The organism is Cryobacterium sp. Hh38, assembly GCF_004403235.1.
Classification (GTDB): Bacteria; Actinomycetota; Actinomycetes; order Actinomycetales; family Microbacteriaceae; genus Cryobacterium; species Cryobacterium levicorallinum.
In genome coordinates, this window is the sequence record NZ_SOHD01000031.1 from 16,593 (window position 1) to 31,674 (window position 15,082).

10 protein-coding genes are annotated in these 15,082 nt (G+C 67.5%); 6 read left to right on the plus strand and 4 right to left on the minus strand.

Annotated elements, in window-relative coordinates:
• Positions 1-38 precede the first annotated feature (38 nt).
• Positions 39-908 carry a PHP domain-containing protein gene (locus E3T41_RS11320; protein ID WP_092450239.1) on the plus strand — a complete coding sequence of 290 codons (870 nt, stop codon included), beginning with the start codon at positions 39-41 and terminating at the stop codon, positions 906-908.
• 112 nt (positions 909-1,020) lie between these two features.
• Here the strand turns inward: E3T41_RS11320 and E3T41_RS11325 are convergent, their stop codons facing one another.
• Positions 1,021-2,598: a DEAD/DEAH box helicase gene (locus E3T41_RS11325; RefSeq protein WP_134478664.1), complete on the minus strand. Its 1,578-nt coding sequence runs from the start codon at positions 2,596-2,598 to the stop codon at positions 1,021-1,023.
• Between the two features lie 229 nt (positions 2,599-2,827).
• Between E3T41_RS11325 and E3T41_RS11330 the strand changes: the two genes are divergently transcribed.
• Positions 2,828-3,472, plus strand: a complete 645-nt coding sequence (locus E3T41_RS11330) for a ferritin-like fold-containing protein (protein WP_241991143.1) — start codon at positions 2,828-2,830, stop codon at positions 3,470-3,472.
• A gap of 10 nt (positions 3,473-3,482) precedes the next feature.
• Here E3T41_RS11330 and E3T41_RS11335 read toward each other — a convergent pair whose 3' ends face one another.
• Positions 3,483-3,782, minus strand: a complete 300-nt coding sequence (locus E3T41_RS11335) for a hypothetical protein (RefSeq protein ID WP_134478666.1) — start codon at positions 3,780-3,782, stop codon at positions 3,483-3,485.
• A 6-nt stretch (positions 3,783-3,788) separates the two neighbouring features.
• A complete protein-coding gene (locus E3T41_RS11340) occupies positions 3,789-4,013 on the minus strand; it encodes a DUF3107 domain-containing protein (RefSeq protein WP_092108379.1) in 225 nt (74 codons plus the stop codon).
• 95 nt (positions 4,014-4,108) lie between these two features.
• Here E3T41_RS11340 and E3T41_RS11345 point away from each other — a divergent pair, with 95 nt between their 5' ends.
• Positions 4,109-7,417: an ATP-dependent DNA helicase gene (locus E3T41_RS11345; protein WP_134478668.1), complete on the plus strand. Its 3,309-nt coding sequence runs from the start codon at positions 4,109-4,111 to the stop codon at positions 7,415-7,417.
• Entirely contained in the window at positions 7,414-10,776 is a 3,363-nt protein-coding gene (locus E3T41_RS11350; RefSeq protein ID WP_134478670.1) for an ATP-dependent DNA helicase, read from the plus strand. Before E3T41_RS11345 ends, E3T41_RS11350 begins: the two co-directional genes overlap by 4 nt.
• On the opposite strand, the gene E3T41_RS11355 is transcribed toward E3T41_RS11350, so the two are convergent.
• Positions 10,659-11,807: a phosphotransferase gene (locus E3T41_RS11355; RefSeq protein ID WP_134478672.1), complete on the minus strand. Its 1,149-nt coding sequence runs from the start codon at positions 11,805-11,807 to the stop codon at positions 10,659-10,661. The genes E3T41_RS11350 and E3T41_RS11355 overlap by 118 nt on opposite strands.
• 83 nt (positions 11,808-11,890) lie before the next feature.
• On the opposite strand from E3T41_RS11355, the gene nudC reads away from it, so the two are divergent.
• Both nudC and E3T41_RS11365 read left to right on the plus strand, forming a co-directional pair.
• A complete protein-coding gene (gene nudC / locus E3T41_RS11360) occupies positions 11,891-12,895 on the plus strand; it encodes an NAD(+) diphosphatase (protein ID WP_104131933.1) in 1,005 nt (334 codons plus the stop codon).
• A complete protein-coding gene (locus tag E3T41_RS11365) occupies positions 12,892-14,607 on the plus strand; it encodes an ATP-dependent helicase (RefSeq protein WP_092450225.1) in 1,716 nt (571 codons plus the stop codon). Before nudC ends, E3T41_RS11365 begins: the two co-directional genes overlap by 4 nt.
• The last annotated feature ends 475 nt before the right edge of the window (positions 14,608-15,082 follow it).

The window sequence follows — 15,082 nt, forward strand, 5'->3', positions numbered from 1 at the left end:
GCAATGAACGGGCGCAGGTGTCCAACTAGCATGGGAGCATGGCAGTCGCGCGGCAATTTCGGGGTCCGATCGACCTTCACGCACACTCGAGCGTGTCGGACGGCACCGAGACTCCGGCGGAGCTCGTGCACGCCGCAGCCGTGGCGGGGCTCGGCACGATCGCCCTCACCGACCACGATTCGACGGCCGGCTGGGCCGAGGCTTCCGCGGCCGCACGCACCGAGCACCTGACACTTATTCCGGGAATGGAATTCAGCACCCGCGTGCGGTACGCCAGTGTGCACCTTTTGGCATATCTTTTTGACCCTGACGATTCGGCGCTGCTGGCGGAGATGACCCGCGTGCGCGCAGCCCGGCTCAGCCGGGCCGAGCAGATGGTCGCCCGCATCGGCGTGGACTACGACCTGAGCTGGGACGATGTGCTCGCCCAGACCACCCCTGAGGCCACGGTCGGCCGGCCACATATCGCCGATGCCCTCGTGGCCCGCGGGCACGCCCTCAATCGCAGCGCGGCCTTCGCCGACATTCTGCACTGGAAGGCCGGCTACTTTCAGCCGCACTACGCTCCCGATCCGGTGCGAGCGATCGAGCTCGTGCGCGCCGCCGGGGGGGTGCCGGTCATCGCCCACCCCGCCACCCGTGGCATCGGCGACGTCGTCGCCGAATCCAGCTTGAAGACGATGGTTGAGGCCGGACTGTTCGGACTCGAACTGGAGCATCGCGAGAATAATCCGGAACCCACCAAACGGCTGTACGAGCTCGCCGCCAAATTCGGGCTGTCCGTCACCGGTTCGAGCGACTATCACGGCACCGGCAAGCCCAACCTGCTCGGCGAGAACACCACAGCCCCCGACGTTCTCGACCGCATCATCGCCGAGGGCCGCGGCGCGGCTCCGGTTTACGGTTGATCCCCTGAAGCGGATGCCGCAGCATTGAACGCAAACGCGCCCGACCTCCGAGGCTGCCGAAGCCGAAGCGAGGGCAGCCCGGGTGCCGGGCGCGAGCGGTGCTGAGCAGCTATTAGATCGCGCTGCCGGTCTGCGGTGAGCGACGACGGGTGCGGCTGCGACGCAGCGGGGCGTTGTTTCCGTCGTGGTGCTCGGCTCCGCCGCCATCGTGCGTGCCGGCGGCCGGAGTTGCCGCCGGGGCGTCCGGGTTCGTGCTGGAGCCGACGCGGGTGCGCGACCGGGCGGGGCGACTGGCGTCGTCGGCAACCGGGCTCGTCGCTGGCCGGTCAGAACCGGTGCGCGCAGAGTCGCCACGGCCGGAGCCACGACCGCCCTCGGAGCGCCCGCTCTCCGAGCGACCAGAGCGTGCCGCGCCGGATCGGCTGCCCGCTCCGGCGGAACGCGACCCGCTGGTACGTCCGGCCCCGCCGGTGCGAGCGTCCCCCGCGGTGACCTCCTTCACCGGGGTGGCGCGCAGGCGGCCCTTGGAGCCGGCTGGAATGTTCAGGTCGGTGTAGAGGTGCGGTGACGAGGAGTACGTCTCCATCGGTTCCGGCTGGCCGAAGTCCAGGGCCTTGTTGATGAGCGACCACTTGTGCAGGTCGTCCCAGTCGACGAAGGTGACGGCGATTCCGTTCTTGCCGGCGCGACCCGTGCGGCCGACGCGGTGCAGGTACGCCTTCTCGTCTTCGGGGATGGTGTGGTTGATCACGTGGGTGACGTCTTCCACGTCGATGCCGCGAGCGGCGACATCCGTTGCAATCAGAATCTCTTTCTTGCCGCTCTTGAAGCTGGCCATGGCGCGTTCGCGCTGTTCCTGGTTCAGGTCGCCGTGCACGGCGGTGGCGTTGAAGCCACGGTCGCCAAGTTCTTCGACGAGCTTCGCGGCGGCACGCTTGGTGCGGGTGAAGATGATGGTCTTGCCACGGCCCTCAGCCATGAGGATGCGGCCGATGACCTCATCCTTGTCCATGTTGTGCGCGCGGTAGACCAGGTGTTCGATGTTGGCCTGCATGAGGCCTTCGTCGGGGTCGGTCGCGCGAATGTGAATCGGGCGGTTCATGAAGCGGCGGGCCAGGGCAACGATCGGTCCGGGCATCGTCGCCGAGAACAGCATTGTGTGGCGGGTCGCCGGGGTCTGCGCGAACAGCTTCTCAATGTCGGAGAGGAAGCCGAGGTCGAGCATCTTGTCGGCCTCATCGAGCACCATCTCGCGCACGTTGGCGAGGGTGAGCAAACGCTGGCCGGCGAGGTCGAGCAGACGGCCGGGGGTGCCGACGACGATCTGAGCGCCAGCCTTGAGCTGTTCGATCTGACCCTCATAGGCCTTGCCGCCGTAGATGGAGACGATCTTTGTATTACGGTTCGCCGCGGCGAGTTCGAGGTCTTCGGAGACCTGCACGCACAGTTCGCGCGTCGGAACGACGATGAGCGCCTGCACACCGGGCTCCGGGTCGAGTCCGAGGCGCTGAATCACCGGAAGCCCGAAGCCGAAGGTCTTTCCGGTGCCGGTCTTGGCCTGGCCGATGATGTCCTGGCCGGCGAGAGCGAGCGGGATGGTCTGGGTTTGAATGGGGAACGGTTCGAGGATGCCCTTGTCAGCAAGGGAGTCGACCATGTCCTGGTCAATATTAAGTTCGGAGAAAGTCACGAATGTATGCCTGTCATTAACTGGAAGCGAAGTGCGCCCGTTTTTGCGTCTCGGGCAGCGGCCGCCGATCCTTGTCGGCGACGTAATTCCACCTTACTGCCCCGTCTGGACAGCGGCCACAGGCGCGCTGTTCTAAGCTAAGCCCGTGGTCACGTGGTTCGGTCGGCGCCCGCAGCGCAATGAAGCTCCGAGGCTTTCGGCCCGCGGGGCACCCCAGCCAACCGAAAAAGTGGACATCAGTTCGCTCGCGCCGGGCGTGCAGCATTTTCTTGGTCAGGCCGCGTACAGCGAGCTCGGCGAATTCGAAAGCCTCGCCCGTGCGGTGGCGACCGCACCGAACCTCGCCGTTAAAGAAGGCCTCAGCTCCGCTGCCGGTCGGGCGCTCAGCAAGCACCACGGACTGATCACCGAGATTCGTCGCCGCGGCCACGAGCCGGCCGTTGAGATGGCCCCGTTCGTCGTGAGTCTCGATGCGTTCCGCGCGAAGACCGCCGGTGTCAACTGGCACGAATTACTGCTGAGCTGCTACCTCGTCGGTGGCTTGCTCGATGACTTCTTCATTCGGCTGTCCGACGGCCTGCCGCGGGATATCGGGCCTCGCGTCGCGCAATTGCTCGGCGAGGATTCCGGTACCGACGTGCTCGTTCACGAGCTCCAGACCGCGATCGAAAACGACCAGGCGCTCGGCTCACAGCTGGCGATGTGGGGCCGTCGGCTTGTCGGTGACACCCTGCTCGTGGCCCGGTCGGCCATGCCGGCCACGGATCCCACTAATGGCCGCGCGGGCAGCAATGAGTCACGCATCGAACCGGTCTTCACCGAACTCATCGCGGCGCACACCCGTCGCATGGATGGCCTCGGCCTCACGGCTTAAGAATGTGAGATTAGGCCGTGCCGGTTTTGGCCAGGGCCTGCAGCATCCGCTGATCGGCAAGAATGCGTTGCCGGCTGATCATAAGATTCAGCACAACGGATGCAGCGACGGCGGCACCGAGAGACATCCACCAGATCCACCCCCCGGCCCAATTCCAGCCGAGCCAGGTCAGCCCGACCCAGACCAAGGATGCCGCGGCCGTTCCGATCGCGGGGACCAGCACCGAGCCCTGGGTTGAGCGTCCGGGCAGGAAGTACCGTGCGCCGAGGCCGATGAGCGTGCCGAACAGCGCGACGAACAACAGCTCCATGGCGTTTTAGGCGACGAAGCCGACGCGGCGCGATTCTTCGCTGCCGAGTTCGACGTAGGCGAGCCCCACGGTCGGAACGATGTAGACGCGACCCTTGCTGTCGCTGAGCTTCAGATAGCCGGTCTGACCGGAGAGGGCCGCCGCAACGGTCTCCTCAATCTCGGTCGCTGGCTGCGAAGTCTCAAAACCGATCTCACGGGGAGAGTTGAAAATACCAATGCGAATATCCACCGAACTGCCTTTCGTAGCCTTGCGCCCAGATTACGACAGAACGCGCCCTCGCCCTGACCGATTTCACTGTCGGCGCAACCCGTTACCGTTGAAATGTGACCAACCACGACCTCGACGCCGACCAGCAGGCTGTTCTCGATCTCCCCGACGCGGTGAGCGCCGCCGTCATCGGCGCGCCCGGCTCCGGCAAGACCAGTACGCTCGTCGAACTCGTCGCCGACCGGGTGTTGAACCGGGGGTATTCGCCGAGCGCGGTGCTGGTGTTGGTGCCGACGCGCGCCGGTGCCACCGCGCTGCGCGACCGGATCGCGCTGCGCCTGGCCGTGCCGACCAACGGGCCACTCGCCCGCAGCGCCAACTCCGTGGCCTTTCAGATCGTGCGCTCCGCGGTCGCCCAGGCCGGTGGGCCCACTCCGACCCTGCTCACTGGCGGCGAGCAGGACCAGATTATCGCCGAACTGCTGCAGGGCCACCTGGACGACGAGACGGCCGGAGCGCCGAGCGGCCCGGTCTGGCCAGACACCCTGGGCGCCGACGTACGCCAGTTGCGGGGATTTCGTACCGAACTGCGCGATCTCATGATGCGCGCCGTGGAATATGGCGTCACTCCGGAACAGCTGGAGCGTTTCGGCCTCGGGCGGCCGGAGTGGGTGGCCGCTGCCGAGTTCATTCGCGGTTACGAAGAGGCCAAGGACCAGGCCCGCCCCGGGCAGTATGACTCCACCGAGCTGGCCCGCTATGCTGCGGCGATCGTGGCCGGAGCCGAGGTAGGCCCGGCCGGGGCGGCGACGCTCGGTACCCTGGCCGGACTGCGCCTGATCGTGCTCGACGATACCCAGGAAGTCACCCAGGCCACGCTCACTCTGCTGGCCCAGTTTCAGGCGCGCGGGGTCGCGATCATCGCCGTCGGCGACCCGGATATCAGCACTGGATCATTCCACGGTGCGCATCCGGATGCCCTCGGTCGCCTCGGTCAGTACCTCGGCCTGGGCCCGGTCGGGGCGCCGGTGGGGTCATCGGTCGGACCCGCGGCGGCTTCGCCGTCCGGCGGGATCGCACCGCCGATCGTACTCGGCACCGTCTACCGACACGGCGCGGGCATCCGTCAGGTGATTCAGCAGATCACGAGTCGCATCGGCGCGGCTGCGGCCGGCACCCAGCGTGCGGCGGGCAGCGTGCAGGCCGAACCCGACGCGGTGAGCGAGATTGCTGTCGACGGCTCCGATGATCCTGCGCTCTCGGCTCCGAGTGCCGTGACTGCGCCCGAGACGCTGACCACGCCGGACGCCGTCCCCGAACCGTCCGTGCACACCGTCATCGCGACCAGCCCGGCCGACCAGCTCGCGGTGATCGCCCGGCTGCTGCGCGAACGCCACGTGATCGACGAAACTCCGTGGTCTCGCATGGCCGTGATCGTGCGCACCGGATCACTCGTTCCCTCGATCTCCAAGGGGCTCGCTGCGCTCGAAGTGCCGACCCAGGTGTCGACCGCGAGCACGGCCCTGCGCGACGAGTACGCGGTGAAAGCGTTCATCGTAGCCCTCGAGGTCACCCTCGGACGCAAAGCGCTCGACTCCCAAGCGGCGATTGAGCTGCTGCGCGGTCCGCTCGGCGGCCTCGACCCGATCACCCTGCGTCGGCTGCGCGCGGCACTGCGTCAACAGGAATTGGCCACCGACACGCCCGCCCCGCGCAGCGCCGATGACCTGCTCGTCGCAGCTTTGTATGACCCTGAGCTGCTCGCCACCATCGACAACCGCACCGCCCGCCGCGCGGCCGGTTGCGGAGCGAGCCTGCGCCAAGCCGCCATCGAGTACGCGGCCGGCGCCACCATCGAAGAACTGCTCTGGGGCCTCTGGCAGCGCAGCGGTCTCGACCGCGAATGGAAGGAGCAATCCACCGGCACCGGAATCGTCGCCGACGAGGCCAACCACAACCTCGATGCCGTCGTCGCCCTGTTCTCCGCCGCCCAGCGTTACGTCGAACGCACCCCGTCGGCCCCGCCGGTATTGTTCCTTGAACACCTCGTCGACACCGACGTGCCCGAAGACACCCTGGCGCCGCGCGCCCTCGGCGCGGCCGTCACCGTGTCCACGCCGAGCGGCACCATCGGGCGCTCCTGGGATGTCGTCGTGCTCGCCGGTGTGCAGGCCAACGTCTGGCCCGACCTGCGCATTCGCGGGTCCCTGCTCGGTGCCGGCGACCTCGCCCTCATCGCCTCTGGGCAAGACGCATCCGGTACCGACGCCCGCACCGCGGTGCTGCACGACGAACTGCGCATGTTCGCTCAGGCGGCCAGCCGGGCCACGACCGAACTACTCGTCACCGCCGTCAACAACGAAGAGAACGAACCATCGGTGTTCTTTCGCCTGTTGCCGCAGCCTGCTCCCACTCTGGGCGCCGACGACCCCGCCCACTACCCCGTGTCGCTTCGCGGTCTGACCGGAAGGCTGAGGCGCGACCTGACCCGCGCCATCCACTCGCCGGGTCGGGTCGACTCCGCCACCCGGGCAGCGGATGCCGCAGCCACGCTCGCCCGGCTCGCCGACGAAAACGTGCCAGGTGCCTCGCCCGACGAATGGTACGGCCTGGCCGACCCGAGCACCGTGCGCCCACTCAACGACCCGGAGGCCGGCGACCAACCGGTGCGGGTATCGCCGTCGCGCATGGCAGCCTTTGAAACCTGCCCGCTGCACTGGCTGATCGGTCAGGTCGGTGGCGGCGATTCCAACACCGCAGCCAACCTCGGCACGATCATCCACAAGGTCATGGAAGACGCCACCGATCGGCGCCCAGAAGCCCTGTGGCAGGGGGTGGAGGCCCGCTGGAACGAGCTCGACTTCGACGCCGACTGGCAGTCCCGGGTGCAGAAAGTTGCAGCCAGGGAGCTCACCGATCGGCTCGCCTCCTACCTGCTGGATTTCGAGAACGGCGGCGGAGAGCTGTTGAGCGCCGAGGGCACCTTTCAGCTCGAAGTGAGCGGTGCCGTGCTGTCGGGCACCATCGACCGGGTCGAACGCCAGGCCGACGGCCGGGCCGTGATCGTCGACCTCAAAACGGGCAAGGGCGATGCGACGAGCGATACCGGAGTCGCGGAGCATCCGCAGCTCGGCGCGTACCAGCTGGCCTTTCAAGAAGGCGCCATCGACGGTGTGTCCTCGGACATGGCCCTGGCCGGTGCACGATTGGTCATCGTCTCCTCGGGCACCGTCAAGCAGAACTATCGCAATCCCACCCAGCCCGCTTTCACTCCGGAGCAGCTCGAGGCCTTTCGCACCCGCGTCGGTGACGATGCAGCCGGCATGGGCGGCGCCACCTTCATCGCCGAAATCACCTCGCACTGTCTCGACCCCAGATCCCACGGGTCCTGCCGCATCCACGTCATCAAGCAGGTCAGCTCATGAGTCTTCTCAGCACCGCCACCACGGTCTCCGCCCTCGATATCGCGGCGGCGCTCAACATGTTTGCGCCGACTATCGAGCAGCAGGCGGTCATTGAAGCGCCGCTCACGCCGACCCTCGTCGTCGCCGGAGCCGGCAGCGGCAAGACCGAGACCATGGCCAACCGGGTGCTTTGGCTGCTCGCCAACGGCCACGCCCGCCCCGACCAGATTCTCGGACTCACCTTCACCCGCAAAGCCGCCGGCGAGCTCAGTGAGCGCATCAACAAACGCATCAGCGATCTCGAAACGGCCGGCCTCATGCCGATCGCCGCCGACCCCAACTCCGCCCATGGCACGGCCGCCGAGTCGTCCGACCTGTTCAACACCCCGAGCGTGTCCACCTACAACTCCTTCGCCAGCCGCCTGTTCACCGACAACGCCCTGTTGCTCGGCCGCGAACCCGAGTCGGTGCTGCTGAGCGAAACCAGCGCCTGGCTCCTGGCCCGTCACGTCGTCATCGACTTCGGCGACGGGCGGCTCGTACCTTTCGGCAAAAGCCTCGACCTCGTCACCGATGCCGTGCTGCAGCTCAGCCGTGCCCTGGCCGAGAATCCGCCGGCCGTTCACCTTGGTCAGCCCGGAGCTCCCCACGACCTCAGGGCACTGGTCGACAGTTTCGGCTACCTGCCCGATTTGCCCTACGGTAATCCGCGCAAGAAGACACCGTACGGGTCGGTCACTGACTCCCTGGCCGCAGTCGCCCCGCTTCCGGTGCTGGCCGAGTTGGCCGCTCGCTACAGCAGCGAGAAGCGTCGCCTAGGACTCATTGAGTTCTCCGATCAAGTAGCCCTGGCACTGCAGGTCTGCCAAAAGGTCGACGCCGTCGTCGACCGCTACCGTGACCAGTACCGCGTGGTGCTCCTCGACGAATACCAGGACACCTCGGTCCTGCAAACCGAGCTGTTGCACACCCTGTTTCGCAACCACCCGGTGATGGCCGTCGGTGATCCCCACCAATCCATCTACGGATGGCGCGGCGCCAGCAGTGCAAACCTGCTCGGCTTCGGCCGAGACTTCAACACCGGAGACTTCAGCCCAGCAGCAGCCCCGACCATGTCGCTGTCCTTCACTTGGCGCAACCCGGCGCTCGTCCTCGACGCTGCCAACGCCCTCGTCGCCCCGCTGAGCGCCGCCCTTCGCGCAAAACCGGGCGGAATCCAGGTCGAAACGCTCAAGGTTCCCACTGGCACCCGGCCCGGCGCGGTCGACGCGCTTATGGCTGAAACCATCGCTGAGGAGGCCGGAGCCATCGCCGACTGGTTCGCCACCCGTCTGGTCGGCGAACACAGCGGCGCGATGCTGTTTCGGGCCCGCCGCGAGATGGAATACTTTGCGGAGGTACTACGGGCGCACGGCGTGCGTGCCCACGTGCTCGGACTCGGTGGGTTGCTCTCCACCCCCGAGGTCGCCGACGTTGTGAGCGTGCTGCGCGTGGTGCACGACCCAGCCGCCGGCAGCGAACTCGTGCGTCTGCTCAGCGGTGCCCGCTACCGTGTCGGTGTGCGCGACCTGCAAGCGCTCGCCGACGTGGCGCGCTGGCTGGCCGGGCATGACTGGGCCCAGAAAGCGATCTCGGCCGATCTGCGCGGCAAGCTGCGGGCATCCGTCGCCGGCGATGAGGGCAGCTCGCTCGTGGATGCACTCGACTTTCTCGGGTCAGCGCCCGACTCGCACGGCCAGCTCGCCGGGTTCAGCGATATCGGCCGGGCCCGGGTGCAGTCGGCCGGCCGTCAGCTGGCCTGGCTGCGCTCCCGCGCTGGCCTGCCTCTGCTCGACTTTGTACGCCTGATCGAGCAGGAATTTCGGCTCGACGTCGAGCTGATCGCGAACGAGGCCAACGACCTCGGCCTGGCCAACCTGTATTCCTTCCACGACACCGTCTCGGCCTTTCTCGACAGCGACGAGCAGGGCACACTGGCGAGCTTTCTGCGCTGGCTCAAACGGGCCGAACTGCAGGACGATCTCGGCCCGCGCGCTGAACTGTCGGAGCAGGGCACCGTGCAGCTGCTGACCGTTCACGGCGCCAAGGGCCTCGAATGGGATTTCGTCGCCATTCCCAACCTGACCGAGAAGAGCCTGCCCGCCGCCTCTCGCGATACGAGCGGATGGCTGCGGTTCGGCGAACTGCCTTATGCGTTCCGCGGCGACCGGTCCGAGCTGCCCGATCTCGATATCGTCGGCCACGACACCCAGTTCGACTTTGACCTGGCGTTCCAGGCCTACAAGGCCGAGCTGGCCGACCGGCACGACGACGAGGAGCGCCGCCTCATCTACGTCGCGACCACCCGCGCCAAGCACGAGCTGCTGCTGACCGGCTCATTCTGGGGCCCCGGAGTCACCGCTCGCAAGCCCAGCCGTTACCTCACGGAACTCGCCCTGGCCGGGCTGATCGCGAAGATCCCCGACGCGCCCGCCGAGTCTGAGAAACCCGTCTCGGCGTCCAGTGGCACCGAACTGTGGCCGTTCGACCCACTCGGCGGCCGACGGGCGCTGGTCGAGGCTGCCGCAGAGAGGGTGAGCGCGAGCGAAACGGATGTCCCCACTCGCTGGTCGCACGCCGTCACCCTGCTGCTTACGGAGCGAGCCCTGCGCCTCACCGGCGGCGAGGGTGCCCCGGTGCCCACCCGCATCCCGGCCTCCCGGTTCAAGGACTACGTCGACGATCCAGCCGGTGTCGCGGCGGAGCTGCGCCGCCCAATGCCGCAGCGTCCGTACCGGGCCACTCGGCTCGGCACGCTGTTCCATTCCTGGGTCGAGCGTCGGGCGGGAGGAGCCACCGGCACCGATCGCGTCGATGCCAGCCTGTTTGACCTCGATCTGACAGACGAAGACCAGGGCACCGGCACACTCGAGCAACTTGACGTGCCGGAGCAAGAGCAGTTCGCGGTTCTCCAGGCCACCTTCGAACGCTCCGAATGGGCCGAGCGCAAACCCGTCGACGTGGAGATTGAAATTCACCATGTGCTCGCCGGGCAGGTTTTCGTCTGCAAGCTCGACGCCGTCTACCGCACCGAAACCGGCTACCAGGTCGTCGACTGGAAAACCGGGCGGGCACCCAAAAGCGCTGCAGACCTGGAACTCAAGCAGACTCAGCTTGCGCTGTACCGGCTCGCCTACGCCCGCTGGAAGGGGATCGATCCGAGCATCGTCGACGCCGTCTTCTACTTCGTCGCCGACGACACCGTCGTCGCCCCCGAGCGGCTCTACTCGGAGGCTGACCTTTTGGCGGCCTGGTCAGGGGCGATGGCCCCGGTGCTGGAATCGTCAGAATCAGAATCAGAATCTGAATCTGAATCGACGGTTAGTCCCGAAAAGTTGTAGCTGTCGGTGTGCATCGCCGCGTGCTGGTCGTAATCGCGGGCGGCGCGCGGCATGTGGTCGAGCATATTCTCCACGTCGCCGACACTCATGATCGGGCCGGTTTCGGGGGAGAGCGGCTGCTGGGTGTGGCTGTGCACCGTGTCGACCAGGCCGTCGAGCATGGCGACGGCGTCATCGACGATGGACTGGTCGTGGCTGCTGGAGCCGTGCAGCAGCCAGCGGGCCAGTTCCAGCTCGGCATAGAGCATGGCGCGCTGGGTGATGTGCGTGTCGCTGCCCTGGCGGGCGCTGGAATAGGCGTCGATGGCCAGTTCGGCGGCGTCACCGCGCGCGGCGAGTAGCCAGTGCAGGTCGCGCGCCGGGTCGCCGACGGCCAGCGCGGACCAGCCGAGAATCCCCGACACGGCGTCGTCGGTGATCAGAATGGAATCGGCCGACATCGACCCGTGCACCACGGCCGGCGCAAACTGCCACAGGGCTTCGTCGTCGGTGGCCTGCTCCCAGCGGCGCAGCAACGCGGCGGGCAGGTAGCCGGTGCCCGCGGCTCGATCGATCAGGTCGATGGCGTCCTTGCGGCACTGTTCGGCGCTATGCTGCGGCAGCCCGGCGGTGCCGATGAAGGCGCTCGGCAACGAGTGGATGGCGGCGATCGCGCGGCCGATCGACCCGGCGACGCCCTCATGCCCGGTGAGGGCATCCGCATCAAAACTGTCACCAGCCAGCAGCTCATAGACCACAGCACGGGTGCCCTGAATCGGCGTCTGGCCGACATACTCGGGCACGTCGAACGGCAGCCGGCTGCGATTGCCAGTGGTGAGCGCGCGCAGCGCCACGAGGTCCGCGGACTGCTCGGTTTCGGCCGACTGGCTGGTGGGAACGCGAATAATGAGCGCCCGACCGGCCTTGTCGATGACGAGCGCCGAGTCGAAGAGTCCGTGCGCGCCGGCACTGTGCTTGCGGGCGTAGGCCACGTCGAGCCCCGGAACAGCGGAGGTGGCTAACGCGGCTAGAGTGAGTTGAGTTCTGGCCATGCCTACTAGGTTAGATCGACTTGCGGTCTGGCGGTTATTCGCCACGCCTCCACCCACGTTCTTGCAGAGCTCGGAGATATACCATGTCGTTCACTTTCACGACGCGGTTGCCGCTGTCTCGCCAGGCGGTCGACCGTGACCACCTCACCCGCGGCCTGCCGGACTTGTTCGACCAGCTCTGGGCGGATGCCGCCACCCGCGTTCTGCCCGTCTGGCACGGCAAAATTCTGCTCGCGCCGCACGATGCTGCCAGCACCGACCCGGCCAGCACCGACCCGGCCAACACCGGTGTGCACCTCGCCCTGCTGCCGCCCACGAGTCTGCACAATGCCGGCCTGCGGGTCTACCTCGGCCGGTCCCTGCCCGCCGACCTGCCCGAGACTGCCGGTACCCGCATCGTTGCCGTGCAGCTCGATGATGACGCTGCAGCCCGGCTGGAGCCCGAGGAGAGTCGCTGGGTGGGCCTGCGCACCGTTGCGACCGTGCTCGATGACCGTGACGCCGGCCTGTTCGCCGAGGCCCTCGGCGTGCTCAACTGGCACGCTTCGCACGGCCACTGCCCGCGCTGCGGCGCCGCCACCCTGGTCGAGGAAGGTGGCTGGGTACGCCGCTGCCCGGTCGACAACAGCCAGGTCTTTCCGCGCACCGACCCGGCCGTCATCGTGCTCATCACCGACGCCGACGACCGCATTCTGCTCGGCTCCAACGCTATGTGGGAGAACAACCGGTACTCGCTCCTCGCCGGATTCGTCGAGCCCGGCGAGGCCCTCGAAACGGCCGTGATCCGCGAAATGTTCGAAGAATCCGGTCTGCGCGTGACCGATCCGGCTTATGTCGGCTCCCAGCCGTGGCCCTTCCCGGCCTCGGTCATGTGTGGCTTCACCGCGCGCCTCGCCGACGACCAGGCGGCCCATGAGCTGCTGCCCGACGGCGCCGAGATTCTCGCGCTGCGCTGGTTCAGTCGAAAAGACCTGCTCGATGCCGGTGAGTGGATGTTACTGCCCGGCCCGTCCTCCATCGCGCACGCCATGATCGAGCGTTGGCTCGGCGCGCCGTTGCCCGCCGCGACGGAGTTGATTCGTCCGTGACGGCCACCGCCGACTCGCTGCTCCAAGGCCTCGATGAACAGCAGCGCATTGCCGCCGAAGCGCTGATCGGCCCGGTCTGCATGCTCGCCGGCGCCGGAACCGGCAAGACGCGCGCCATTACCCACCGCATCGCGCTCGGCGTGCTGACCGGCGCCTACGCCCCCAACCGGGTCATGGCGCTCACCTTCACGAGCCGTTCGGCCGCCGAACTGCGCGGGCGCCTGCGTCAGCTCGGCGCCGGGGGAGTGGCTGCGCGCACCTTTCACGCCGCAGCGTTGTCCCAGCTGAACTACTTCTGGCCGCACGTCGTCGGCGGGCAGGCGCCGCGCATCCTCGACGGCAAGGGCCGCATTCTCGGGCACGCCGCTGAGGCTCTGCACCTCAAACTCGACACCGCCACGCTGCGCGACCTCGCCGCCGAGGTGGAATGGCGCAAAACCAGCGGCCTGAGCATCGAGCAGTACGCGGCCGGCATAGCCCGCCGCAGCCTGCCGGGCCGACTCGACGTCGACCAGGTCGTCGCCCTGCAGCAGACCTACGAGAAGCTCAAAGACGATCGCAAGCAAATCGACTTCGAAGACGTACTGCTCGCCATGGCCGGCATGATCGAGGCCGAACCCTCCGTGGCCCTGCAGGTGCGCGAGCAGTACCGGTTCTTTGTCGTCGACGAATACCAGGACGTCTCGCCGCTGCAACACGACCTGCTCGCCCTCTGGCTTGGCGACCGCCGCGATCTCTGCGTCGTCGGCGACGCGAGCCAGACCATTTACTCCTTCGCTGGTGCTCGCAGCGACTACCTGCTGGACTTTCCGAAGCACTACGAAGACGCCACCGTGGTGCGGCTCGAACAGAACTATCGCTCGACCGCGCCGATCGTCGCCACCGCGAACCAGCTGATGCGTGGCCGGTCCGGCGCCCTGACCCTGCAGGCTGCCCAGACCGACAGCGGCCCCGACCCAACGGTGCGCGGCTACGCCTCCGACATGGCCGAGGCCCGCGGCGTGGCCGAGCAGATTCTGCAGCTCATCTGGGCTGGCACCAAACCCGAAGACGTGGCCATCTTGTTCCGGGTCAACGTGCAGGCCGCGCTGCTCGAAACGGCTCTGACCGAGGTGGGGGTGAGCTACCAGATTCGCGGTGCCAAACGGTTCTTCGACCTCCCCGAGGTGAAGCAGGCGGTGATGAGCCTGCGGGCGGCATCCGTTTCAATCATTGGGGAACCACTGTTCAAATCGGTCAGTGACGTGCTGCGGTCGCTGGGCTGGAGCCAGACCGCCCCGGAGACCCGCGGCGCCGTGCAGGCGCGGTGGGAATCGCTCAACGCACTGATGGGCCTGGTCGACCAGGCCGCTGCCGGAACCACGTTCCGACAGTTCACCGACGAGCTGATGGAACGTCAGGCCGGCCAGCACGAACCGACGGTGTCGGCCGTGACGCTCGCCACGATGCACTCCGCCAAGGGCCTTGAGTGGGACGCGGTGTTCGTGGTCGGCCTGAGCGAGGGCCTGGTGCCGATCAGCTATGCGAGCACGTTCGAGCAGATCGACGAGGAACGCCGGCTGCTCTACGTCGGCATCACCCGCGCCCGGAAGCGACTCGCGCTGAGCTGGTCATCCTCTGGGGCACAGGCGCGGGCAGCTCGCGAACGCTCGCGTTTTCTGGAAGAGCTTGGCAGCCGCACCGCTCGTGCAGCCGGTGTACGGAGCCCGTGACCGCACCGCCCCACGCGTCCAGTCGCAGTGACCGGGTGAACAACACGGATCGGCCTGTTTCCAGGCGATCCTGAACGAGTCCGGCCACCCGGGCGGCGAGCTCGAAGCTCAGCCGCGGAGTTTCGCTCGGGGCCTCGCGCAGCACGAGCTGACATGCCATGGCCGGCCAGGACGGATCCGTGTCGACGTGGGCGAGCTCCAGACAGGTCAGGCAGGGTCCGCGGCCAGGTTCGACGAGTGGACCCACCCGCGCGGCGCTGTCGCTGAAGACCACCGGCAGGTGCGGAATATCGCGGCGCAGCCAATGCCCGTGCCGTTCAGGCGCGAAGACGTACTGCCCGATCAACACGGCCAGCTCGGGGTCGTCTCCTGGAGCCGGCTCCTCGATTCCGAGGTTGGCCAGCAGCGCGTGCAGCCGGGTCGCGGTCGGTCCGTGGCCGTCAACCAGCACGGTGCGGGGCAGCGGGGTTACCGG

Coding starts and splice junctions, on each gene's coding strand:
- E3T41_RS11335 (WP_134478666.1), bottom strand. CDS start 3,782: ATGGAGCTGTTGTTCGTCGCGCTGTTCGGCACGCTCATCGGCCTCGGC.
- nudC (WP_104131933.1), top strand. CDS start 11,891: ATGTCGTTCACTTTCACGACGCGGTTGCCGCTGTCTCGCCAGGCGGTC.
- E3T41_RS11355 (WP_134478672.1), bottom strand. CDS start 11,807: ATGGCCAGAACTCAACTCACTCTAGCCGCGTTAGCCACCTCCGCTGTT.
- E3T41_RS11320 (WP_092450239.1), top strand. CDS start 39: ATGGCAGTCGCGCGGCAATTTCGGGGTCCGATCGACCTTCACGCACAC.
- E3T41_RS11350 (WP_134478670.1), top strand. CDS start 7,414: ATGAGTCTTCTCAGCACCGCCACCACGGTCTCCGCCCTCGATATCGCG.